Origin of the sequence: Paenibacillus sp. VTT E-133291 (assembly GCF_002264395.1) — a bacterium.
In the GTDB taxonomy this organism is placed as follows: Bacteria; Bacillota; Bacilli; order Paenibacillales; family Paenibacillaceae; genus Paenibacillus_AQ; species Paenibacillus_AQ nitricinens.
The window spans coordinates 1-25065 of the sequence record NZ_NFVA01000020.1; the positions used below are offsets into that span (position 1 = coordinate 1).

At 42.5% G+C, this 25065-nt stretch carries 17 protein-coding genes; 1 reads left to right on the forward strand and 16 read right to left on the reverse strand.

The features are described 5' to 3' along the window. The first annotated feature begins 410 nt into the window (after positions 1–410). Positions 411–1667 (forward strand): MFS transporter, encoded by a 1257-nt coding sequence (locus tag CA598_RS10875; RefSeq protein ID WP_094870805.1) that lies wholly within the window; start codon positions 411–413, stop codon positions 1665–1667. 12 nt (positions 1668–1679) lie between these two features. Here CA598_RS10875 and CA598_RS10880 read toward each other — a convergent pair whose 3' ends face one another. From CA598_RS10880 to CA598_RS10955, 16 genes are all read right to left on the reverse strand, one after another. After that, positions 1680–3524, reverse strand: a complete 1845-nt coding sequence (locus CA598_RS10880) for a transglycosylase domain-containing protein (RefSeq protein WP_094876540.1) — start codon at positions 3522–3524, stop codon at positions 1680–1682. A 59-nt stretch (positions 3525–3583) separates the two neighbouring features. After that, positions 3584–4183 (reverse strand): hypothetical protein, encoded by a 600-nt coding sequence (locus CA598_RS10885; protein ID WP_094876500.1) that lies wholly within the window; start codon positions 4181–4183, stop codon positions 3584–3586. 163 nt (positions 4184–4346) lie between these two features. Beyond that, positions 4347–5459 (reverse strand): sensor histidine kinase, encoded by a 1113-nt coding sequence (locus tag CA598_RS10890; RefSeq protein ID WP_256990457.1) that lies wholly within the window; start codon positions 5457–5459, stop codon positions 4347–4349. A 19-nt stretch (positions 5460–5478) separates the two neighbouring features. Beyond that, positions 5479–6186, reverse strand: coding sequence for a response regulator transcription factor (locus tag CA598_RS10895; RefSeq protein ID WP_094870809.1), 708 nt, complete (start codon positions 6184–6186; stop codon positions 5479–5481). A 162-nt stretch (positions 6187–6348) separates the two neighbouring features. Beyond that, positions 6349–8361, reverse strand: coding sequence for an NAD-dependent DNA ligase LigA (gene ligA / locus CA598_RS10900; RefSeq protein WP_094876501.1), 2013 nt, complete (start codon positions 8359–8361; stop codon positions 6349–6351). A gap of 78 nt (positions 8362–8439) precedes the next feature. After that, positions 8440–10776: a DNA helicase PcrA gene (pcrA, locus tag CA598_RS10905; RefSeq protein ID WP_094876502.1), complete on the reverse strand. Its 2337-nt coding sequence runs from the start codon at positions 10774–10776 to the stop codon at positions 8440–8442. A 74-nt stretch (positions 10777–10850) separates the two neighbouring features. After that, entirely contained in the window at positions 10851–11570 is a 720-nt protein-coding gene (gene pcrB / locus CA598_RS10910) for a heptaprenylglyceryl phosphate synthase (RefSeq protein ID WP_179283642.1), read from the reverse strand. Between the two features lie 228 nt (positions 11571–11798). Further along, positions 11799–12665, reverse strand: a complete 867-nt coding sequence (locus CA598_RS10915) for a phosphatidylinositol-specific phospholipase C/glycerophosphodiester phosphodiesterase family protein (protein ID WP_094876503.1) — start codon at positions 12663–12665, stop codon at positions 11799–11801. Between the two features lie 122 nt (positions 12666–12787). Further along, a complete protein-coding gene (locus CA598_RS10920; RefSeq protein WP_094876504.1) occupies positions 12788–14194 on the reverse strand; it encodes an undecaprenyl-phosphate glucose phosphotransferase in 1407 nt (468 codons plus the stop codon). Further along, entirely contained in the window at positions 14191–15090 is a 900-nt protein-coding gene (locus CA598_RS10925) for a glycosyltransferase family 2 protein (RefSeq protein ID WP_373455819.1), read from the reverse strand. Before CA598_RS10925 ends, CA598_RS10920 begins: the two co-directional genes overlap by 4 nt. 157 nt (positions 15091–15247) lie before the next feature. Next, positions 15248–16270 (reverse strand): glycosyltransferase family 2 protein, encoded by a 1023-nt coding sequence (locus tag CA598_RS10930; protein ID WP_094876506.1) that lies wholly within the window; start codon positions 16268–16270, stop codon positions 15248–15250. A gap of 118 nt (positions 16271–16388) precedes the next feature. After that, complete coding sequence (gene rfbD / locus CA598_RS10935; RefSeq protein ID WP_094876543.1) at positions 16389–17252, reverse strand: dTDP-4-dehydrorhamnose reductase; 864 nt, start codon at positions 17250–17252, stop codon at positions 16389–16391. An 8-nt stretch (positions 17253–17260) separates the two neighbouring features. Next, a complete protein-coding gene (gene rfbB, locus CA598_RS10940; RefSeq protein WP_094876507.1) occupies positions 17261–18283 on the reverse strand; it encodes a dTDP-glucose 4,6-dehydratase in 1023 nt (340 codons plus the stop codon). Between the two features lie 137 nt (positions 18284–18420). After that, the gene (locus tag CA598_RS10945) at positions 18421–19404 is read right to left on the reverse strand and encodes a glycosyltransferase family 2 protein (RefSeq protein WP_094876508.1); all 984 of its coding nucleotides are present in this window, start codon (positions 19402–19404) and stop codon (positions 18421–18423) included. 30 nt (positions 19405–19434) lie between these two features. Beyond that, the gene (locus CA598_RS10950) at positions 19435–23769 is read right to left on the reverse strand and encodes a rhamnan synthesis F family protein (RefSeq protein ID WP_094876509.1); all 4335 of its coding nucleotides are present in this window, start codon (positions 23767–23769) and stop codon (positions 19435–19437) included. 25 nt (positions 23770–23794) lie between these two features. Beyond that, positions 23795–25051: an ABC transporter ATP-binding protein gene (locus tag CA598_RS10955; protein WP_094876510.1), complete on the reverse strand. Its 1257-nt coding sequence runs from the start codon at positions 25049–25051 to the stop codon at positions 23795–23797. Positions 25052–25065: the final 14 nt, after the last annotated feature.

Below are 25065 nucleotides of genomic sequence, written 5' to 3' on the forward strand. Positions count from 1 at the left end.
TTGAAAAGAGCGATATGCTCATTTTGAAACTGACGATTCATTAAATGAATCTTTTTAAAAATTAACGCGTTCCATTTGTTCAGTTTTCAAAGAACTTGCTCCTAGCATTTCGACATTCAATGTCTCTTGCACAGGAATTATAGTATATCATGTTGTCGTATTTCTTGTCAACTTATTTTTTCATCGTTTGTGTTTCATTTGTTCGATGCGTCATAAGCACAAGAGATAATATACCATGCCGTTCTTATGTTTGCAAGCTTTTTTTGAAATAAAAATAATCTACGAATAAATACTTTCAAACTAACACAAACCAACACAAATTGATTCCAATAATTCATAATCTGTGGCTAAATAGAATCTATCGCAATCCCATATATTAACTTCTAATGATACGTACGAGAGGAGTCTAAATGAAAAACAATCCATCTACTGCTACGAGCCAAACAAACACTAAGGACAAGGAGCAGCGTAATCTGCAGCAAGCAACAATTTATAAGATTTTGCTGGCTGTCAGCTTTGTTCATTTATTTAACGATTCTATTCAGGCAGTTATCCCTGCAATCTTCCCTATTCTTAAAGATAACCTGATGCTCTCCTTTGCTCAAATTGGGTGGATCTCCTTCGCCTTAAACATGACGTCCTCAGTGATCCAGCCAGTCATCGGATATGCCGCTGATCGCAAACCTCGTCCTATTTTGTTACCACTGGGCATGTGCAGCACATTTTTAGGCGTACTTTTATTGGCTTATGCCAACAACTATATCCTTGTATTGTTTTCCGTCATGTTAATCGGCTTCGGATCTGCTACCTTTCATCCGGAAGGCATGCGTGTGGCTCATATGGCTGCCGGTCAGCGGAAAGGTCTTTCGCAATCTATTTTTCAAGTCGGCGGCAATGCCGGGCAATCTCTAGGTCCAATGCTTACAAAATGGATTTTCATTCCCTTTGGGCAGATCGGGGCTCTTGGCTTCACTATCGTTGCGGCTGCCGGAATTGCCGTCCAGACCTATGTCGCTCGCTGGTATCGGGAGATGCTGGATGCGGGATATACGTTTCATAAGAAATCAACCGCACGCGCAATCGATCCTGCCCGCCGCAAAAGTATTCGCACGGCAACTATCATCCTTGTGTTCCTAGTCTTTGTAAGATCTTGGTACGGCGCTTCTATCGGCAGTTACTACGCTTTCTATTTAATGGACAAATATCAAATGACGCTTGATAAGGCCCAAATCTATATTTTTATGTATCTGGCAGCTGGAGCTGTCGGTACATTCTTTGGAGGCCCACTGGCTGACCGCTTCGGACGGCGTAATCTCATCCTTCTTTCTATGGTCGGAACAGTGCCCTTTGCGCTGGCTCTACCCTTTGTGAACCAAATGTGGGCAGCTATTCTCCTGCTGATTGGTGGTTTCATCCTTTTGTCCAGCTTCTCCGTTACTGTAATCTACGCTCAGATGCTTTATCCAGGCAATATCGGAACAGTTTCAGGGTTAATCACTGGTCTTGCTTTTGGGCTCGGAGGAATTGGCTCTTTGGTACTCGGCAATCTGATTGACACCATTGGAATTTCAAAAGTGTTTATTGCTTGTGGATTCCTCCCTCTTCTTGGTTTCCTTGCTCTCCTGCTTCCTAGAGACGAGAAACTAGAAGAATGGGCCGCTCAATAAACATCAGTAAAATCAGTAACCACTTAACGCCTTACTCATGACTGCAGAAAATAGAGCGGCAGCCTTCCCGCTGCCCTCTGTCATATAATTATCCCTATTTGTACGATCAAACCCCATCCACACTGCAGCTGTCCATTCCGAAGTATAACCAACAAACCACAAATCCCGATTAGCTTTCTTGCTTACGCCAGGCAAATCCAATTGGGTTGTTCCGGTTTTCCCTGCTACAGGTCTGTTCATTTGCGCTTTTTTGCCTGTTCCTTCATTGACAACATTACGGAGCATCATCGTCATTGCCTCTGCGGTTCGCTGCGAGATTACCTGCCGTGATTCGGAGAGATGTGAATACACGACCTTCCCTTTTGAATCCATTATCGTGCGTACCATATGAGCCTCATTCAGTTTACCTCCATTAGCAAAGACACCGTAGGCTTGTGTCATTTTAAGTGGAGATACTCCGTTATGAAGCCCTCCCAAAGCTATTGATAAATGGTTATCCTCCTCCGTAAGTACAATTCCTAATTTGGCTGCGAATTGCCGCGCAGATGAGATTCCAACCTGCTTCAAAAGCCAGACGGCTGGCGCATTTATGGATTTTTGTAGCGCTGTGTTCATGGTAATCTTACCTTGGTACACTCCATTCAAATTCTCAGGTACATAGCTTCCATAAGCGTATTTGCGATCAGACAGTATGCTATCCGGGCTATACTTCCCGCTCTCTAGTGCGGGTCCATAGTCAATGATCGGCTTGAAGCTGGACCCAGGTTGCCGCGCATCAATTGTAGCTCTATTCAAGCTCCCCTCGTTATGTTCACGTCCACCAATCAATGCTACCACTTCACCTGTACGATGATCCATGATCGTCATAGCTGCTTCTACCTGCTGATCTTTTCCGTCGGGCGGGAAAGATGAGTGCTTAAGAAAGGCCTGTTCAAGCGCCTGCTGTGCTTGAATGTTCAATCCTGTAACAATAATGTAGCCACCCGTCCGAAGCTCCTCCACAGACTTCCCAGTGATCTGAGCCGCTTCCTTAAGCGTAGCATCCACATAATGTACGCCAATGATTTCTTCTTTGTTTGCAGCGGGAGGATGATACTGTATATCTCTAGCCTTAATCATTTGTTCATTAGTGATCAGTCCTTGATCTAACATAATCTGTAGAACGAGATCCCTTCTTGTTTTGGATAATGTCCAATTATCTACCGGATTATAAATAGACGGTCCTTTAGGAATTCCCGCTAGGGTGGCGATTTGCCATATTTCTAGTTTTTTTAAATCGGATACGCCGAAGTAACGCTCCGCAGCTGCCTTTACTCCATATTGCCCACGCCCCATATAAATCTGATTGAGGTAAAGCCCTAGGATCTCTCGTTTTGTTAACTGTCTCTCTAATGCAAGAGCAATGGATGCTTCATTTAGCTTACGTATGACATTCTTGTTCCTGTTCAAATAAAGATTGCGAGCTAGCTGCTGAGTAATACTACTCCCGCCCTCGGAGAGATCCATATCCACAAGATTATTTAGAAAAGCGCGAGAAATCCCTTTATAATCTAACCCCTGGTGGCTATAAAAGCGCCGGTCCTCCACCGCTAAAAACGTATTGATCAATAATGCAGGCATCTCCTCCAGCTCCGCTGAATGTCTATACCCCGAGCCCGGTAAAGGGATCCTTCGTAATGTCGTCCCATCCGAGGCCTTAATGATGCTCGATTCCGGCAGCTGAAGTTTATCCTCTTGCTGCTCAACCACTTGCCCGCCGTATTGAAATACGTAAAGCAAACCCACGAGCGCTATTATTATTCCAATGATACTCCCATCAAATAATAAATACCCCAGACGGAGTATCCGGGTACGCATGATCCATCTGCCATCCTTGCCTGAACGGGCTACACTTTGTTTTTTTTCGGTAACGGCATTCATGACTCTATAATCAGGTTCTCTAAGAACCGCTCCATACTACGGGCTTCAACATTCGCTGCTTCAAGAAGTGCTTGGGCTTCCATCCCATCATCCATATTGTCAGCATCCTCTACCTCACGGAGAGCACGGAGAATTGCCCGAGTTCTTATCAATAAAGCTACTGCTGGTGTGTCCTGCATCGTTTCTGGTGCTACGCCTCTATTTGGAACTTCAATTCTTTGCATGCGATTCAGGTTAGCAGCGATTTGTCCTAATTCTCCTCCGGAGAGAACCTTGATTTCTTTTGTTACTCCCTTATCTGCTAACTCTGAGGTTCCAAGCAATACCGTGTGCAAATCATCGGCAATTTTCTGTGAACGGAGAATAAACAACCCGCTGAAGAATAGAACAAATAGAATTATGGCGCTGGGGATTGTTCCAATATGATTAATGGTCCAATGGATAAGACGAACAAAAAAGACGCCTGATTGCCCCAAATAATGAGCATACAGTAAAGCAACAACCCGCTGGACAGCAAAAAGAAAGGCAGCACTCAAAAGAGCACTCCCTATAAAAACATAAAGATAATGGATGCGAACCGTCCGAAGTTTGTGCATAGTAATCCCTCCTTGTGCTCATAAGAAGAAACGCCTTCGGCGTCCTTTTTAAGGACGATAAGCATTTCTTCGAAAAATATAAGGATAAAGTATAGCTTGAAGCTTATACTTTCTTATATTTCAAGGATAGCTTCCAAATCTTAAGAACCTGCCTAGAGTTTTCTTAAGATTCTATGAAGAAGGGGAAACAGGTGATGAAATCCGTGCGAAGTGGGGAGCTTTCTACATAAATAACGCCATTGTGGCGTTCGATGATACTTTTTGAAATGGCAAGGCCTAAGCCTGAACCGCCTGTATGCTGTGAACGGGACTTCTCTGCCCGATAAAATCGTTCAAAAATAAACGGAATATCGCTCTCTGCAATCCTCTCTCCAAAGTTGCTAATGCGGACAATCGCTTCATTTCCCTTTTTACTGAAACCAATCTCCAGTTTTTTGCCGCTTCTCCCGTAACGGATTGCATTCGTAATCAAATTCTCATAAGCACGAACTAATTCTTTAGGGGAAGCCTCTATCCACAGCTCATCAGCTTGGTCATCGATCTCGTAGGTCATTTCAGCCTTTGTTAGTTCAGGAACCGACTCCTCCGCTAACTGCCGTATAAATGCTTTTAAATCTAATCGCTCCATAGCCAGAGGGTATTCCCCACTATTTACGCGTGTATATTCAAAAAGATCGTCGATCAGTTTACGCAGCACAAGGGATTTGTTGTAGGCTATGCTCACGTAATATCGTATTTCTACTTCTTCCTGGCATCGATCTTGCTCGATATATTCCAGAAAGCCGAGGACAGAGGTGAGTGGGGTTCGTAAGTCGTGTGAAACGCCAGTAATCAAGTCATTTTTCGCATTCACAGCTTTACGTTCCTCTTCCACGGAGTGCTGCAAACGCTCAGCCATTTCATTAATATTCTCAGCCAGCACACCCAACTCGTCCGATGTTCTGACCTCAATGCGGTGAGTCATCCCTGAGCTCGTGATTTCCTGAATCCCTTTGGTGATCTCCTCCAGATACAGCACTACTTTACGAGTATAGATAAAAAAGAACAGCAAAAAGCTGATAATCCCGGCTGCGGTCAGTAGTGGCACAGAGCCAATATGATTAATGATCCAGCGTAAGATACGTGAATAGGGAGCCGACTCTGGAGCTGGATTCAGATAGATCATAAAATTAACGAGCTGGTAGCCAGCCATAAGTAACAAACCACCGGAAAGTACACTAAGTAAAAATGCAAATATAAACTTCCACCGGATCGTTGTTATATATTTCGAATTCAAGAAGCCTCACCTAATCCTTTCAGGAAGGTCCATCTAATTTATAGCCAACTCCCCAGACGGTTTGTATGTAACGCGGGCGCTTTGAATCGATTTCAATTTTGTCGCGGAGATTACGAATATGTACCATAACTGTATTGCCTCCATCTAAAAATGGTTCATTCCACACTTTATCGTAAATCTGTTCTAAGCTGAGCACTTGACCTTGGTGCCTTGCCAAAAGCTCTAGAATAGAAAATTCCCGCGGAGTCAGCTTAATCTTCTGTAGATCTACATGTACCTCATGCTTAGACGTATCTATGGTTAAATCTTCAAAGCTCAGTTTACTTTCACTCCCCAAGCTACTATTATCCTTATTAAATGCGTGGTAACGACGCAGCTGTGACTTGACGCGGGCCACAATCTCTAAAGGATTAAAAGGCTTGCCCACGTAGTCGTCCGCTCCTATGCTCAGTCCTGAGATTTTGTCCATATCGGTATTTTTGGCTGAAAGGATGATAATCGGCATCTTCCGCGCTTCACGGATCTTCATACATGCCGCTAGTCCATCCATCTTAGGCATCATGACATCAAGAATAATTAAATCCACTTCTTCCTTCTGCAGACACGCCAGCGCTTCCAACCCATCATAGGCTTTAAGCAGCCGGTAGCCCTCATTGCTGAGATAAATCGATAACAGCTCTACAATTTCCCTCTCATCATCTACTAACAATATCGTCTCTCTCTTCACGGAAGGGGTATCCTTTCAAATAGAGTAATAAGTATCTATAGCTTATATATTAGCAGATCAATCGAATGACAATAAGAAGAATACGCAAAAAAAGGGTTCCAGCTCCTCTCGTACTTAAACGAAATGGAACTGGAACCTTTTGAGGTTCTAGTATAACTATGCTTACATCTCCAGCAATCGAATCAGCTCATCCTCATCCTCAATGACTTGAATGCCCAGCTGCTGCGCCTTGGCCAGTTTACTACCTGCCTTCTCGCCGGCAATAACTAAATCCGTCTTCTTGGATACACTACCGGATACCTTCGCTCCAAGTGCTTCTAAGCGTTCAGCGGCTTCGTCTCGGGTAAGCTTTTGTAACGAACCGGTCAACACTACCGTTTTTCCGCTAAAGAAGGAATTCGTACTAACAGGACGTGGTGCCTCAGGAGCTTTCGCTTCAACCCCAAGCGCGCGCAGCCGCGAAACGTTCGCCACAACGATAGGATCTGCGAAGAAGTTAACAATGCTTTCGGCGACAATCCCGCCAATGTCCGGTAACTCAGCGAGCTCCTCTGCTTTAGCCTGCATCACAGCATCCAAATCGCGGAAATGATCGGCCAGCATCCTGGTTGTTGCTTTTCCTGTGTTAGGAATACCTAACGCAAAGAGGAACGAAGCGAGATCACGCCCCTTGCTATCTTCTAACGCTTGCAGCAAATTCTGTGCTTTTTTCTCTCCAAAACGATTTAGCTGTACAAGCTGCTCAAAGGACAATTCATACAGATCGGCAGAGTCATGTACATTAAGCTCGTCGTAGAGCTGGCCTGCCGTCTTCTCACTGAACGTCTCGATATCCATCGCATCTCGCGAAGCGAAATGGGTGATCCGGCTAATAATTTGCGGCCTACAATTCAGCTTATTATTACAGAAAAGATGTGCGCCGCGCATTTCCAGCGGATATCCACAAGCCGGACAATTTTCAGGAAAAATGATCTCTTCACCGTCATTCTCTTCTGTTACTTTGCCGAGGATTTCCGGGATAACATCATTAGAGCGCCGAATAAACACTCGTGAGCCTAAGGCGAATTTCAAGTTTTTGCGCTCAATATCGCCCACATTATTTAATGTGCAATTCTGTACGGTAACTCCAGCAAGCTCTACAGCCTCAACACGAGCCAGCGGAGTCACTTTACCTGTACGTCCAACATTCCAGCTAACAGACTCTAGCACGGTCGTTGTTTCTTCCGCTTCAAATTTATAAGCCACCGCCCAGCGTGGAAACTTATCCGTATAACCAAGAACCTCACGGATACGGAAATCCGTCACCTTAATTACGGCCCCATCGATCAGGTAATCAAGACTTGAACGACTCTCCTCGATTCCAGCAAGCTGTTCGGTCACATCATCGAAATCATTGCAGTAAGTCAGATAAGGATTTACTTTGAATTTGTTATTCCGCAGAAAATCCATCATCTCCTGATGATCTGCGAAATCTACACCCTCTGCAAAACCTACATTATAGAAATAAGCATTCAACCGACGCTCTGCAGTCGTCTTTGGATTAAGATTACGCAGTGCACCCGCTGCTGCATTACGTGCATTCTTCAGCGGCTCTGCAGCCCGTGTATTATAATCAGCCAGCACAGACAGATTCATAATTCCTTCACCCTGAACCTCAATGACCCCTTCTTTAAAAGGAATCGTTAATGGAACAGACTTAATGGTCTTCACCTGTGCAAGGATTCCTTCACCCACTACACCATTCCCACGGGTTGATGCCTGTTCGAGAACACCATTCCGATAGGTTAGATTTAGCGTCAAGCCATCGAACTTCAGTTCTACTGCATAACAAGGATCAGGCAGAGGGTTGCCTGGGTTCTTAAGATTGTACTCATTCACTAAGCGAAGTACCCGCGTATTCCAGCTCCGCAGCTGTTCGATATTCTGTGCTTTATCCAGACTCCAAAGCGGAGCCAGATGCCGATGCGGCGTGAAGCCCTTAAGAAGATCTCCTCCTACACGTTGTGTAGGAGAATCCGGTAACACGAAGCCACTCTCAGCCTCCAGTGCTACAAGCTTGTCGTATAAAACATCGTATTCCTTATCGCTGACTAGCGGTGTATCCAGCGTATAGTAGTGGTAATTATAGTGATTCAATTCTGCAACAAGCTCTTCCATCACATGCATAGCATCCATGCAGGTACATCCCTCCGTCAATAAGTTTCCTAATGGTTAGCGTGGTCTAAATATCCGTTCGTTAATCGTTTGTTACTATTATTCCACCCTGGTAATCGGTGCAAACCCTGCAAGCAGTCGTTTTACACCCACTGGTGCCGGAAAAGCAATTTGTAGCTCCGTATCATTCCCGGTGCCCTTCACAGCTACAACGGTGCCAGTGCCCCATTTGCCATGCGAAACCTTATCACCCGCTTTGTATTCGCCAGCTGCTGCAGCCCCTGCTCCAGTAGCGCGCTGAGCGCCTCCGGAGGTTACGGTCACGCTGCTCTTGCTTGTCGCTGCTGACGCCGTGCTTCCGCCTGCCGACGTAGCTTCGGCCGCTCCGCCCCGGCCGCCAAAGTTCCCACGGCTACCGCCGCTAAAGCCGCGTCCGCCGTAAGCACCGCCTACGTCCGCGCCTCCGCGCTGGAAGCGGTCCTTCGTCTTAACGGTATCTTCCTTCAGCTCTTCTGGAATCTCCTCCAGGAAGCGGGACGGCTGGTTCGCCGTCGTCCGCCCAAAGAGTGTACGCATCCGTGCACAGGAGAGAAACAGTTGTTTCTCGGCGCGTGTGATCCCTACATAAGCAAGCCGACGTTCCTCTTCGAGCTCATCATTGTCCTGGAAAGCACGGCTATGCGGGAATACGCCTTCTTCCATACCGACGATAAAAACGGTCGGGAATTCCAGACCTTTGGCACTGTGCATTGTCATTAGCACAACAGCATCACTACGATCCTCTTCATCATCGTTGACACTATCAATATCTGCGATAAGGGCCAGATCCGTGAGGAAGGAGACCAGTGACTTGTCCTCGTTATTCTTTTCAAACTCCATCGTCACGGACAAGAACTCATCGATATTCTCTAGCCGGGAGCGAGATTCGAGTGTGTTTTCATTTTGCAGCTCCAAACGGTACTGCGACATCTCCAAGATTTTTTCCGTCAGTTCAGTTACAGACAAGAACTCCACCATACGGTGCAGAGCTTCAATCATATCGTAGAACTCTACTAGCATATTCCGCGTCCGTCCGGCAAAGCCCAAATCATCAACAGTTTGCAGTACGCGGAAGATAGAAACACCACGTTCACCAGCCGCAGCTGCCAGCTTGCCAACCGTTGTATCCCCTAATCCCCGCTTAGGTACATTAATAATACGCGTCAGGCTGATATCATCATCAGGGTTAGACAACAGGCGTAGATACGCCAGTAGATCCTTGATTTCTTTACGATCATAGAACTTAATCCCGCCAACAATTTGATACGGAATATCTGATTTAATCAGAATTTCCTCGATTACCCGTGACTGGGCATTCGTACGATACAATATCGCGTGATTCTGATAAGCTTGGCCTTGTTTTACATTCTTACTAATTTCTCCGGTTACAAAGTACCCTTCGTCATGCTCAGAATCTGCTCTGTACACTTTAATCTTGGCGCCTTCTTCAGAGTCGGTCCACAGCTTCTTCGGCTTCCGTCCACTATTGAGCGCGATCACACCATTCGCTGCATTCAGGATATTAGCGGTCGAACGATAGTTTTGTTCTAAAAGAATGGTCTTCGCTTCTGGATAATCCTCTTCAAAATTAAGAATGTTCGTAATATCCGCTCCGCGCCAGCGATAAATCGACTGGTCACTATCCCCTACCACACAAATCCGGTGGTGGCTATCAGCTAGCATGCGGCATAACATGTACTGCGCTCTATTCGTATCCTGATACTCATCTACATGGATGTATTTGAATTTCTTTTGGTAGAAATCAAGAACCTCGGGAACTTCTTTAAATAATTCGATAGTCTTCATAATCAAATCATCAAAGTCCAGCGAGTTATTGCTTCTCAAACGTCTTTGGTACATCTTATAAACCTTAGCAATAAGGCCTTCAAAATAATCGCCAACCTTCTGCTCATACTGCGCTGGAGTGATCAGTTCATTTTTGGATGCGCTGATTACAGCTTGTACAGCTTTTGGCTCGAATTTTTTCGTATCAATGTTCAGTTCCTTCATACAGTTACGGATTACCGATAGCTGATCTGTAGAGTCCAAGATGGAGAAGTTGGAGGTAAAGCCAATCCGCTCGATATCCTTCCGCAAAATCCGCACACACATAGAGTGAAAGGTGGATACCCAGATATCTCTTCCCTCAGGTCCAACGAGCTTAGATACCCGTTCCTGCATTTCCCGCGCGGCTTTATTCGTAAACGTAATCGCCAAAATCGCCCAAGGCGGCGCCTTTCGATTGGCAATCAGCCAGGCGATTCTGTGAGTCAACACTCTCGTCTTCCCACTGCCCGCACCAGCCATAATCAAAAGGGGTCCTTCAGTAGTTTCGACAGCCTGTCTTTGTGGAGGATTCAGTCGACTCACTGCATCTTGTATGCTAATAAGTTGCATGTGTAACATGCTCCTTTCTAAATATAAAATCACAATATAAAATCACAAATCATAAGTAGTCCTTGGACTAACCACTACTCAAATTGCTCTTGTACTGTCTTCTTCACAGCCGCAACTGTTAGCAGTGCCTTCTGTACATCACTATAAATAATATTGCCGACCACTACTGTATCACATAGAGCTGCTGCCTGCTCGGCTTCCGCCTCACAAGTAATGCCTCCACCATAAAAAAGCTGGGCTTGCTCCACCATTTCGCGCACTGTCCGCACGGTCTCCATATCCCCGAATCTACCGCTGTATTCAAGATAAACAATTGGCAGTGACATCAGCCTGTCCGCAACCTGAGCATAAGCAGCCGCTTCTTCAGCATCAATCGCCGTCTCAGCCCCTGTAATCCGCGCAACTGAAGATTCGCTATTCAGCACAATATAGCCTTCCGTTAGTAACGAATCCCATGGAATCATAAATCCATAGCGTTCAATCGCTCGGCGATGATGGCCTACAATCCAAGCTGGATCAGGCGTATTAAGCACCATTGGAATCATATAAAGATCAAATCCGGGCACAGCAGCTTCAAGTTCGGACACCTCGAGTGCACAGGGCAACTCAAACCGTCTTACTCTGGATAAGAGATCCACTGTGTTCTCATAGGTTACTCCTGTAGAGCCCCCTATCAGTATGGCATCCGTGCCAGATAAGCAAACGGCCTCCAAATCCTCATCCAAAATCATCCGGTCAGGGTCAAGCTTAAACACATGCCGCCAAGGTTTGATCATTTGCTGCACTGATTTCATGAGAATCATCCTTAATAGTCATTTGGGCAAGACAAAGACACTCCTGCCGCCGCAAAAGATATAAATCTAGTCTATGCCAGCACAGCAGGTGTGTCAATTTAAAGCGAACAAAAATGCGAACATTTTTTCGCATATAAATTTTGGGAAACCCCGCAAAGTACCTGAATACACGCTAAGGAAAGCAGCAATTTGTGGGGATATATTAATGGCAATAAGTAGTCTACGATTTCAACGTACACCTGAGATGTTAATCAAATCCTTTTCGGGTACAAAATCAGTGTAAAAACCATCCACGCCCATACGGGCCAGTTCCCTAATTTCATCTTCTTCATTTACTGTATGAACATATACTCGAGCGCCAGTCTTCTTCAGCTTTTTAACAAAGCTCTTGGTGGCTCGGCTAACTGGCATGGTAATATCCACACCTGTTTTATTTACAAACTCAATAACCTGTTCATCCGTATCCTTGGATTGGTACAGGGTGTAGAGCACTTCCGGAAAAGAATATACCTTATTGATCTCATCCAGCATCGTCTGATTGTATATTTGTGGAATGATTCGATCTAATATGGCTGGATCCCGGCGCTGCGCCGCTTCTACCAACAATGTAAATTGTTTATTTATAAGTTCAGGTTTGATTTCTTTCGTATCGGTCACGATATAAGCATCTGAATAATGCTGCATCAGATCAAGCAACTTCTCAACATCGATCGGGGAGTATATATTTAAGATTGGACTGTCCATGAATTCCTTATAATCTAGCACTACCCCTTGTTTATTAGCAGGAAGTACATCCAACTGACCTAAAAGCTTACTCATGTTGCCTGACCACTCATGCCTACCTACTAGCTGATCATCAGCCGATAATAACAAGTCTACTTCAAATACACGAGTTCCCTGTGCATAATTAGCAACAAATGCTTCAAAGGCATTGGTGTATGTATGACCGTTAATGCCACCCATGGCATGTGCTACGACCTTGTGAGCCTCAAAACCACTTGCAGGCTGTTCGTCTTCATTACTAAAAGCGATTACAAGTAACATGATAAGAGCTCCAATTACAATTACGGTAGCAACAATCTTTTTCTTATCCATAGTTGAGAGTTTCCTTTGCGAAGTTTAGATTATAAAACCAATAGAAAAACAATACCCCGCTCTACCATAGGTAGAAACGGGGATCCAATTAAAGTTTTAGAAAATCTGAATAAGTGCAGGAATCAATAAGCATTTTTGTTGACAAAGCCGTTGCGAATCGTTTTGAAAATAATTCGAATGTCAAACAGTAAAGACCAGTTCTCAATGTAGAAAATATCGTGCTTGATCCGCTCCTCGATGGAAGTGTCACCGCGGAGTCCATTACTCTGTGCCCAACCTGTAATTCCAGGGCGTACATGGTGCTTAACCATATACTTCGGAATTTCATCACGGAACTGTTCCACATAATATGGGCGTTCTGGTCGAGGTCCCACCACACTCATATGTCCCAGCAACACATTAAAAAATTGCGGAAGCTCATCTAGACTTGTCTTACGGATAAAAGTACCAAACCGAGTTCTGCGAGGATCTTCACGCGTACTCCAGCCTGTATCCTCTTCACCATCCTGCTGCATCTTCATGGAGCGGAACTTATACATCATAAAATTACGACGGTTCAGACCTACACGTTCCTGCCGGAATATAATCGGTCCCGGAGAGGTCAGCCGGACACCAAGAGCCACGATAAGCATCACTGGAGAGATCATAATAATTGCGAACAAAGAGAACACAATATCAAACAATCGTTTTGCCATCTTATTCCCCGTCATATCTAATGGAATATCACGAACATTAATCATTGGCATGCCTGCAAAGTTATCAAAGTAAGGGCGGGCTGGTAAGTAGTCGAAAAAATCAGGGATAATCAATGTGCGTACACCTGCTTTTTCACAGGCCGCAATAATTGAAGGGTACTTCGAATGCGCATCAAGTGGCAGCGCAAGTATAACCTCATCCACAGGCAGCATCTCTAGCATTCCAGACAACTGGTCAACTGTTCCAAGAATTGGTTTATATCGTTGTTCTTCAATTCCATCCCAAGTATGATAGTCATCCAGGAAACCAATCGCTTCGTACCCAAGCTCAGGGTACTGTTCTAGATTATTGTAGAATCTTTTGCCTAGCGTTCCTGCGCCTATAATGAGTGCAAACTGTCGGTTGAAGCCCTTTTCGCGAAAAGATTTAAGCATTTTCTTTAGTACATAACGGTACAGCATAATAGAAAGAATGTTCAATCCCATGTAAAGAGCTAGATATGTTCGGGAGATATTTATTTCTTTCACGAAAAACATCAGACCAAGCAGAATGAAAATGCCCATAATATGCACTTGGAAAATCTTAATGAATTCATCGACAAACCGTTTCTTACGCTTCGGCAAATACAGCGACAGCAGTATACCGATTAACACTGCAATTCCGCCATAAATCATACTCCAGTAAGCGTACGACTCTACAGGCAACGGGTTTTCATACTCCATCCAACCACTTCTAAACTTTAGCCACCAGGCTATAAGGAAGGACAGCTGGATAACAAGAAAGTCAGCCACCATATAGAGCTGTGTCAAAAATTTCTGATTACGCCGAATCATAAATTCACCTCAGTATTCTTTTCGTTACGTGCACCTGTTTCATTAGCGGAGTTAAGACTCTGTGCAGGTGATGGAACTCTTTTAGGAGAGATTAAGGCATTCCGCAAAAGAGAAAGTGCGAACTTCACGCCAACTCCAGCGTATACTGTTCCATTTATCATACTGTTGTACTTCTTACTATAATGCTTACGATGAAATAAAATCATTGCCCGGTGGAATTCATAGACGATCTTAAACGGTCTGCGTCTGGCACTGCCACCTTTAAGATGTACAATAGAGGTCTTCGGATAATAATAAATCCCCCAGCCAGCCTCTTTAATACGATAACACCAATCTAAATCCTCGCCGTACATAAAGAACTCTTCATCCAATCCACCCACCTGGTTAATCGTCTCCCGCCGCAGCAGCATAAACGCACCAACCAGACAATCTATCGGGTAATCAAGATCAGGGTCCAAATATCCTAACTGGTAACCATTAAACCTCGGACGATCCGGAAATAGCTTACTAAATCCAAAAGCATAATAGAAGGAAGCTGACGGTGTCGGAAATCCCCGCTTACAGGCTTTATCTAGCGAACCATCCGGTAAAATAATCTTACATCCTGACGCCCCAACATCGAGCCGACTGTCCATAAAGGAGATCATTGTCTCCAGCGTATCCTTACGCACTACTGTATCTGAGTTGAGCAGAAGCACATACCTTCCGGATGAAGCCTCCATACCTTGATTATTTGCACGGGCAAAGCCGACGTTGTCGTTATTTGCGATCAACATTACACCTGGAAACTCTCTACTAATCTTCTCTACTGAATCATCATGGGAATTATTGTCTATCAAAATAATCTCATAGGAATAGTTCGTTGCTGAGTCATATACCGACCTGAGACAATCCATCGTCAGGCGACATGTGTTGTAATTAACAATAAGTATACTTACATCTACATTCACTGCGTAACGCTCCTGACAAATATAGTAATCTACCGACAATAATTATAACATAAAACCTCCCTGAGAGGAGGTGACGTTTCAGGGAGGTTTTTCCAGATTCGATTTAGATTTTGTGTTTCTTTCTCTCTTTTATGGTGGTTTGTATATACTTCCGCTTCTTTTTTAATGCAGGGAGCTGAGTGAAAAAGGATTTCCATGCTGTGATTAACTGCGGCTCTCTAAGAAGCATATAGCCGTGCGCGGCAAGCTCATAGGGAAGAGAAATGAAGATTGTCTTCAGCATCGTTCGAGCAGGTTCATTCTTATAGATCATTTTGTAGCGGTTAATGTAAGATATTCGTCGGATGAACATCGCTTTGGTGCTGCGGCCAGACGTTTTCCAGCCACGTTCATGATACCCGATCGCCTCAGCATCATAGCAAGCTTGCCAGCCAAAGAGCTGAGCGCGCCAGGCGACGTCCACGTCCTCCTTATATGCAAAGAAGTCCGCATCAAAAAATTCACCATCGACACTAATGTCGTTGATCATCCGACGAGAATACACCGCAGCCGCTCCAGATACACCAATTACAGATCCAGACTGTGTCCATTGGGCTGCTGGCTCACCCGCACCGCGATCAAACGCACGCCGTGCTCTGTTCATACGGAGACCCGTGCTGTCTACCAGTCCATAATCGCCCTTTAGAAGAAGCTTACCTGTGGCGCTGCCGATCTGTGGATTATTCTCCATCTGTGTGATAAGTCTGGAGATATAGTCTGGAGCCAGCGTTAGGTCAGGGTTAAGGACGAGCACGTAATCTGTCTCCGTTGCGGCTATCGCCTGGTTGTGGGCTGGGGCGAAGCCTGTGTTAAGCTCATTCTCCAGAAGGTCAATTGTTGGATATTGCTTTATCTCCCTTGCGGAGTTCATAGCTTCATGCCCCACCAAGAATGCAGCGGGTGAGTCCGATTTAAACTGGTGATAGAACGTTCTGACCTTATCCGCCGAACCATCAGTTGAAGCGTTGTCCACTACGACAATTTTTTTGACCAAATAATTCTGTGCCATTACTGCCTCTATACAATCTATGATGTCGTCAGCACTATTATAGGTGACGATATGTACACTAACTGATTTGTTGTTCATGGGTATCCTCGACTTTGTGATTTCTTGTTAACTACCTACTCCCTTCCTATTATAGCGAAAGAATACAAAAAACTCCCGCATCGTTATGAACGATTTGGGAGTTTCAATTGCTACTATCTTATTCTTTTAGCTCTAAGAGGAAATCTCTCAGGCCCTCACGCCAAGGTCGAATATCCTGAAAACCGTTCGTACGTATCGATAGATGCTCCATCACCGAATTCCGAGGACGTGGTGCAGGTCTCGGGAACTGTTCCGTAGCACACGGTTCAAGCTTGGCAGTAAATTTCAGGCCCAGAATATCCTCAGCCTCCGCAAAGATCGCCTGCGTAAATTCAAACCAAGTGCAAGAGTCGCTATTTGAAGCATGGTATACTCCATACTTCTCAGTTTGAATAAGCTCAAGCAAGAATCGAGCTAAATCGACTGTATAGGTAGGCGAACCTTTTTGGTCATCTACAACTTGAAGCATTGGCTTTTCTTGACCAAGCTTTAGCATTGTTTTAACAAAATTATTTCCGTATTTACCATACACCCATGATGTGCGTACGATAAAATACTTAGAGGAAAGAGATTGAACGAGCACTTCACCCGCACGTTTCGATTTACCGTATATACTCTTAGGATCAGTATTATCATACTCATGGTAAGGCTGTGATCCTAAACCATCAAATACATAATCTGTACTAATATATACCAGCTTAGCCCCAGCTTTTTCAGAAGCTATCGCTACGTTTCGACTTCCAGTGGCATTAATTAAATAAGCAGCATCAATGTCACTTTCTGCCGCGTCCACAGCCGTGTGAGCAGCACAGTGAATGACAGCATCCGGTCCATACTCACCAATAACCTGGACACACTGATCGAGATCAGTAATATCCATCTCTTGACGGTCGCAGCCCATCACTTGGTGACCTTGATACTGGAGTAGTAAAACTACGTCCTGGCCTAGTTGTCCGGCCGCGCCTGTAACAAGTACCTTCAGTTGAGCCATTATAGAGATTCTCCCAAACGATCGCCATATTGTAATTCAGCGTACTTCTGGTATTCCCCAGATTGAATGCGAGTCCACCACTCGCGGTTATTGAGATACCATTGGATGGTTTCTTTAATACCTGTTTCAAACGTATGTTTCGGCTTCCATCCCAGTTCGTTCATAATCTTAGTTGGATCTATACCATAGCGACGATCATGACCAGGACGGTCTTGAACATAAGTAATCAATGAATCAGGTTTGCCTAGTTCCTGCAATACCGTGTTTACAATATGCACATTCGTACGCTCGTTATTACCACCAATGTTGTAAACTTCTCCATTCACACCCTCATGAATGACTAAATCAATCGCGCTGCAATGATCCTCAACATACAACCAGTCGCGGATATTCATCCCATCGCCATAAACAGGCAACGCTTGGTCCGCAAGTGCGCGAGAGATCATCAACGGAATTAGTTTTTCAGGGAATTGATACGGGCCATAATTGTTCGAGCAGCGGGTAATGTTTACTGGCAGACCAAATGTTTCATGGTAAGCACGAACAAGCAAATCCCCACCTGCTTTACTTGCAGAATAAGGACTGTTCGGAGTCAAAGGAGTTTCTTCAGTAAACAACCCAGTTGCTCCAAGTGATCCGTACACCTCATCCGTAGAAACTTGAACGAACTTAGTAACACTGTATTTTTTCGCCGCATCCAAAAGCACTTGTGTTCCAAGCACATTCGTCTTCACAAACACTTCCGGCTCCAAAATACTCCGATCCACATGCGATTCAGCAGCAAAATTCACCACCACATCCACACCTTGGCTAAACAAAGCATCCATTGCCTGAACATCTGTAATATCAGCCTTAGCAAAAGTGTAATTAGGGTGATTCTCGATTGACTTCAAATTCTCCAGATTACCCGCGTACGTCAACGCATCTACGTTAACGATTTGGTAATCAGGATGTTGTTGCAGCATGTATAATACAAAGTTGCTGCCGATAAATCCGGCTCCGCCGGTAACTAGCAGTTTCATGTGTAGACCACCTTTATATTAAATATTTATAGGAAACAGTTCTTCAAAAATCATATCATTCCTTAATATATGCTTTCACGTTGCTTAAGGAACAAAAAAACGCCTATATCAGATCATCAAGTCGCCAAATGCGACCGTTACTTATCCCTTTCTTTTCTGCTATTGTAATAGCTAAATGTGTTAAGTATTAATTCCTTTTCTATTCTCAGATAATTCGGTACATATTTAAACTTATGCCTTACTCTATTTATTCTACCTAGACCTGACCAGCCTTGGAGTGTGCCTTTAAGAAAATCTTTTCCGAACCCTAAGCGCCCGTAAACCCTCCACTTCCAAAGGAACCCCATGAACAGAAGAGGGGAATTAATTAAAATCTGCAAAAATGGCATGTTTTTATATATAAGATACACATTATTGCGTGCACTTATATGAACTTTAAAGGAATTTAAATTACCTTTACTTTCCCCGCTGGTCGCACTTCCAACATGGTATACCTTTGCCGCTGGTGAGTAGTAATTCACGTACCCATGTACCTTGGCCCGGTAAGAAAGATCAATATCTTCTAAATAAGCAAAGAATTCCTCGTCGAAAACACCGATTTGCTCAAATATATCTTTCCGATAAATTGCTGCTCCTGCACAAGAACTAAACACCTCTTCTGGTTCATTGTAATGTACAATTTTGTGCCCATCACCACGTTTAAACGCCCATCCCAAAACTGTATACCCGTCTCCAGCATCATCAATAAAATCTTTGTTGTTCATTTGAATCATTTTACTGCTGACAGAAAATATTCTGGGATCAGATTCTATAGTCTCTATCAGGCTTGTGTGCCAACCCTTGCAGACTTCGGTATCATTATTCAGTAGAACGACGAATCGGCCTTTTGCTGCAGCTATTCCTTTATTTACAGCACCCGCAAAACCATAATTACGTTCTAAAACAACTACATTCACTTTAGGATAATTGTCATTTACATAACTAATACTCAGATCTGTAGAAGCATTGTCTACAATAATTATTTCGTCTAATTGTGAATCTACATCCATTACTAGTGATCTCAAGCAAGGCTTAAGATACTCTAGACCATTATAGTTAGGAATGATTATTGTAGATCGCATTCTGCATCCCCTCTAGTGATACGTATACATTCATAGACCGTACCATTGCTTGTAATGATTAAAGACGGATATTTCGCTAGACATACAATACGTATCTTCTACCAAAAAGAGCTGCTTTAAATCCAAACTCACCAGATCTTCAAATAACATGGTTGCTTCCAGCAATTTATCCACAGCATTTCCTGATAACGGTATATCCATGATGACATCTTTATACACCGTCAGGGTCTCTTCAAAATACTCTTCAATTCCCATCATGATTTTCTTCAGACTATCGAAATTGTATTGAGCAAATCCACCGACAGCAAAATTCGGCACCAGTTTTCCTGTCATATCTTTTTCAAAATTCACAAATTGACCTTGATCCGAAGTGAGGACACTCTCGAGTAATAATTGATATTTATAGACTGCACTGTCTGTTGTTGCAAAATCCTCATTTTGTCTAAAGAAACCATGCATCGTATTGCCGTCAAATTGTGTACCTCTTTGTTTGTTGCTTGTCACAAAATAATAGCCGTCCAATGGTTTATTAAGAAGTTTTGACATGTAATATTGAATTGTACCTGAATATCCCACATCTACAACAGCCGCTTTAATGTCATCTAACCCTATCTGATTAATGTACTCTTTGTAAGTTTCTCTTTCTTTCTTTGCTCTGGCTAAAATAGCATCGATAAAATCATTAATCCCTTGTTTAACTGTATCAATGTCGGTAGGAAGAGAGATCACTTTGTTCAACTTTGATTCAGAAGCATTAATTCCAAATCTGACCTTAAGCAAGTCGGCAATTGTTCCCTCAAATGAGATTTGCAATAGTTCATAGATATCTTCGACATTCTCCAGGCTAGCAACAGAAGAAGCTCTCCGGGATGTATAAAAATATACACTTTTCACATTATTTAATTCTTCATCATCTAATCTTTCAACACAAATATCAAATACCTTCTTCAGAAGGTACCCTTCTCTTGCCAAGAAAAGTACAGCTCCCACTTTATCATGCTTAATTTTATGGATTAACCACATTGTGTAGCTGAATAAGATTGGCGCAAAAATCGTAAACCCAAGTGTTTTCAAGTCAGAAATTTGATACTTCCCATTCGAGTAAGACAATTTGAACGGGCTATTAAACTCTTTAGATATAATAGGCCCAAACATAACCGAATCACCCAAGCTGGAGTTGTTTTCAATATGAAAGCCCATGTGATTACCGAAATCAGTATTATAAAACATATTGCTTCCTGACATCACATGATACACAAGCAGCCCTTTCCCTTCAGCAATTTGAACATCCGAATGCTCATTATCGCCGATATGGAGCGTACGCTTACCTTGAAATTTTTCTTTAAAGTGATCCCACATCAGACCGTTATCTTTACGCTTCTGTACTGAAGAAGACACCCATAATTCGTCGTAATAATGAACATTACATTTTGCTAGCATTTTTTTAATGATATCTTCGGTAAGATACATATCACTGATCAAAATAATTTTCTTTCCTTTAAACTTTGCATAATTCAAAACTTCGATTACTTCTTTTCTCGGCACTGATAACCTTAATTCCCACTCGATTTCAATGCTCATAATCACTTCGCAGATACCATCACTGATATTGGCAATCTTTGATAACTCCTGATAAATCTCGTCTATCGAACAATCGCCTTGATAATTCTTTTTCTTTCGAACATTATTCTCTGCTTCTCTTCTGAGTAAGGTGAAGTCCTGTTCACCCAAAAATTCTCTCACTTTAATCCCAATCAAATCAAATACCGTATCCGGCTTTAATAATGGGCGTGTTATCAACGTATCAAAGATATCGAAAGAGATCACTTCAATTCCGTCGATAATATCTTTTAATTCATTAAGCTTTCTTGGCCAATACTGCATTAAATTTTTGCTGCCTTTATTAAATCTGTAATCACCAGTGAAAACATTGATCTCCACATATGAACTTCCTGTACTGGTAACAATAGGGACCATTGCTCTTTCTATAGCATGGGCAATCGTGCCGTCGATTTGTTTATCTTCTTTCGCGAAATCATCATAAGATAAATTCAAATCAAATAATGGTTTGATCGCTGCCGTTCTAGCCCAATACATAGTGCCTGCAGGAAAGTCCAAATACTTGGAATAATCATGTCTGATCCCTAATCTGCCTAACAAAGAATTCCCAATGCCTTTGTTCGATAACCAAGTATGAGCCCAATACGGAATCGTTTTATATGTTTCCGGGTACACAAGTCCTAAGTTTTCATGTTGACTAAACAGGCTGAACACTTTTTTAATAACCAAGGAATCGCCGAATAAATTATCCAACAGATGCCCTCTCCAGCCATCTTGCTCTGTACCTGTATACAGTGATTTTTTCGAGTGTACATGACTTAAGAAATCATAATGCACTAGGTCCTCTCCAAAATCGACGAACATCGGTGCAACATCGCGCCCCTGGTTTGGCGTGACCTTTACAACAACTCTATTAACATTATTAATAGTCTCAAATTTCTCATAGACAGATTGTTGCGCATTTTTATCCGTAATTGAAACATACAGATCAAAAGCATATGGCATGTTATTAAAATAATTATAAAATTCATTTAGAAGGTCTATATAAAAAAGATGCAAGTGTACAGCTATTTTTCCAGGTTGAGTCTCCACCAAATCCACTGAATCCAGTGAAGAGGAACTTGAAAGCAATAAAAATTTTTCTTGTGAGCTGTAATGTCCCTCCCGCGATTGAAGCCAAATTCTATACATACCTGTATCTTTCAGCAAGAAGCGAAACTTGGTGTATATAAAGGCTTTGACAGCTTCTTTTCGTTTCGAGTTCAGAGGAAGCAGTCTGTAAAAAGCTTTAATTGTTTTCTTTATTGCCCTTTTAGAAATTGCCGCTAAGTTTTTTGCATTATATTTTATTGCACGCAATGGTGCGGTCATTCTCCATGAACTAGAGTTCAAAAGACTTGATAACCTTTGGTTGTAATCTTGATTCGCAGCTAAAATATAATTCCGATCATGAAATAAATGGTTTTTTTCATTTATTGTTTGATTAAGTAGATTTTGAGCTGACGTAACCTCTGCTTCGAAATCTTTGAGCATTTTCTCAATATCGCTCTTCAAAGATTTATTATCCTCAATGAGAGAGGATTTGATTTCAGCCTCTGTTAATAGCTCTTCTTTAACTCTCAGTAGCTCTTCCTGTAAAGTTTCTGAAACCTTGTCCAACTTTCTCTCTAACACATTGAATTTATCCTGATCACTTTTCATCGATTCTAACTCGCGAATCTTTTTCATCAGGCTGGAATGCACCATATTTTCATTTTGAAACAATAGTTCACCAGTAATAATCATCTTACCCGTTTGATTAATTACGTTTGATGAAATTAGATACTCAGGACTGGTATTTTGAAACTCGTCCCATCCCTCTGATTGCGTCCAAGAATTTACGCATTGAATATTTACATTAGGGTACATTTCGCTTATCTTAATTTTAATCAAATGATCTTTGAACGGAAGCCATTTCGCCTGTTTGATTTCTGGCAACGAATCCAACCCAAATTCTACTCTAAAGGCCGTACCGTCATATGATAAGTCACTGTAAACAACGACATCCTCACTAAAGCCGCCGCCAAAATCAAGGTATAATTTGCTTGTGAACTCACGTTTTGTTTTAAATAGCATAAGATTATTAATCGAGGTTATATCCGGGAGACTTTGTTCAGAACAAACAGCTATCAAATATTTCCCATCTTCATTGAGACTTTTATCGGGATCCACAACCATATATTTATTATCAGCGGTTTCTGTTAGATTACTTAGCACACTGAACATTTCAAACCCCTGTTTAAAGATAGAGACATTAGAATAGTACTTACTCAAAAACAGTTCAAACTCTTCAAAATAAAACTCTTTGACATGAAAAGGATTTCTAAAATGAGGTTCATCCGAATATTTCAGCTTGTCCGGTGTTGAGATAATCAACACTCCATCATTTTTCAAGACCCTCTTAACTTCTATCATGAACTTTTGTTGTATAGCTACATCAACGTGTTCAATGGTTTCAAAACTAACAACAACATCCACAGATGAATCCGGCAAGGGGATATCTTCAATACTTGCTGTAAAAAAGGATAGATTCTCATTATTATATTTACTGCGTGCCCATTCAATAGATTCAGTGGAAATATCGATTCCTACTACTTGTTTCGCGACACTTGCCATCAATCCAGAGCCATAACCCTCTCCGCAAGCTGCATCTAAGACTGTCTTATCTTCCAAAAACTCCAAAATGGCATGGTATCTTTGCTGATGTTCAATCTCAATTTCACCCAGAGCTTTCCGTGGTATATATCTTTCACCTGTGAAATCCATCTTTTCCTCCTAAAACATAGTTATTTCAAATCAGTTCAAATTTCACTTTGTCTAAGATACAAAAACCTTGTGCATACGAATATGATCTTTTATTGCGGACATCGATTAGAAGAGCATCGCTTATCCAATGTTGTTGTACATGACTCTCATATGTTCCATCTGCGATAGCCAAATCTATACTATATATCCCGTCTCTTATATATGGGAATGCAAAAGACCATTTAAAGTAGTACTGGTTATTCTGTTTTAGGTCAGATATTTTAGACTTCTCGGTATCCGTATTAACGATAAGTACAGAGTTACCGAGCTTATCTTTTAAAACAAATCCTATGATAGGCATGGATATTAATTTGTAAGTTTCCACCTTCAGCAACAGATCCACATCTTCTCCGCCAGCAATAAAAGTGTTGGCTATCCCAGAAGAATTCAGTAGTTTTGCGTTTGTAATCACTGCACCCTTTTCTCCAAATTCTTGGGATCGATTAAACGCCTCTCTTTCTTCCTCCAAACCTGAATCTTCCACCAAATCCTCAATTTCACTTAAAACTGTATCATACGTCATGAAAGCATGATATTCATCTATTATATCCTCAGGCAATCCATCCTTATGAACCATTCCTTCATTAAACCAAATTACCCTATCACAAAAGTTAGCTATCGCTCCAAGATCATGGCTGACAAAGAGAACTGTCCCTCTCTCTTTGAACTCCCTGATCTTCCTGTAACACTTTTGTTGAAATCTTATATCTCCGACACTCAAAGCCTCATCAACGATTAATATCTCAGGATCCACATTGACCGCACATGCAAATGCCAAACGTACAAACATACCACTGGAGTAAGATTTAACGGGCTGATGAATAAAATCCCCGATATCGGCAAATTCAAGAATCGAATCCACTTTTGATTCCGTTTCTTCCTTGTCGTAGCCCATTAGTGACCCGTAAAGATAAATATTTTCCAACCCCGTGTATTCAGGATTAAAGCCGGCTCCTAATTCAAGAAGAGCAGAAATCCTTCCATTAACATCCACTTTACCTGAAGTAGGCGTGAGTATACCAGTAATAATCTTCAATAAAGTTGATTTTCCAGCACCATTCTTACCTATAAAGCCAACCGTTTCCCCTTTTTTTACCTTAAGGGTGACATTATTAAGCGCGTGAAAATCCGTGTGCTTCTTAGTGCGGAACGGAGTCAACGCTTCTAAAAGCCGATCTTTGGGATTGTTATATAATTTATAGATTTTAGTTATATTAGTAAGCTCAATTGCGTTTTCTTCCATAATTAACACTCCCA

Excerpts from the sequence above, each read along its gene's own strand:
- CA598_RS10955 (WP_094876510.1), bottom strand. The coding sequence starts at position 25,051 with ATGGAAGAAAACGCAATTGAGCTTACTAATATAACTAAAATCTATAAA.
- CA598_RS10915 (WP_094876503.1), bottom strand. The coding sequence starts at position 12,665 with ATGGATAAGAAAAAGATTGTTGCTACCGTAATTGTAATTGGAGCTCTT.
- rfbB (WP_094876507.1), bottom strand. The coding sequence starts at position 18,283 with ATGAAACTGCTAGTTACCGGCGGAGCCGGATTTATCGGCAGCAACTTT.
- CA598_RS10875 (WP_094870805.1), top strand. The coding sequence starts at position 411 with ATGAAAAACAATCCATCTACTGCTACGAGCCAAACAAACACTAAGGAC.
- CA598_RS10920 (WP_094876504.1), bottom strand. The coding sequence starts at position 14,194 with ATGATTCGGCGTAATCAGAAATTTTTGACACAGCTCTATATGGTGGCT.
- CA598_RS10945 (WP_094876508.1), bottom strand. The coding sequence starts at position 19,404 with ATGCGATCTACAATAATCATTCCTAACTATAATGGTCTAGAGTATCTT.
- ligA (WP_094876501.1), bottom strand. The coding sequence starts at position 8,361 with ATGGATGCTATGCATGTGATGGAAGAGCTTGTTGCAGAATTGAATCAC.
- pcrA (WP_094876502.1), bottom strand. The coding sequence starts at position 10,776 with ATGCAACTTATTAGCATACAAGATGCAGTGAGTCGACTGAATCCTCCA.
- CA598_RS10880 (WP_094876540.1), bottom strand. The coding sequence starts at position 3,524 with ATGCGTACCCGGATACTCCGTCTGGGGTATTTATTATTTGATGGGAGT.
- CA598_RS10950 (WP_094876509.1), bottom strand. The coding sequence starts at position 23,769 with ATGGATTTCACAGGTGAAAGATATATACCACGGAAAGCTCTGGGTGAA.
- CA598_RS10885 (WP_094876500.1), bottom strand. The coding sequence starts at position 4,183 with ATGCACAAACTTCGGACGGTTCGCATCCATTATCTTTATGTTTTTATA.
- pcrB (WP_179283642.1), bottom strand. The coding sequence starts at position 11,570 with ATGAAATCAGTGCAGCAAATGATCAAACCTTGGCGGCATGTGTTTAAG.
- CA598_RS10925 (WP_373455819.1), bottom strand. The coding sequence starts at position 15,090 with ATGGATTGTCTCAGGTCGGTATATGACTCAGCAACGAACTATTCCTAT.
- CA598_RS10930 (WP_094876506.1), bottom strand. The coding sequence starts at position 16,270 with ATGAACAACAAATCAGTTAGTGTACATATCGTCACCTATAATAGTGCT.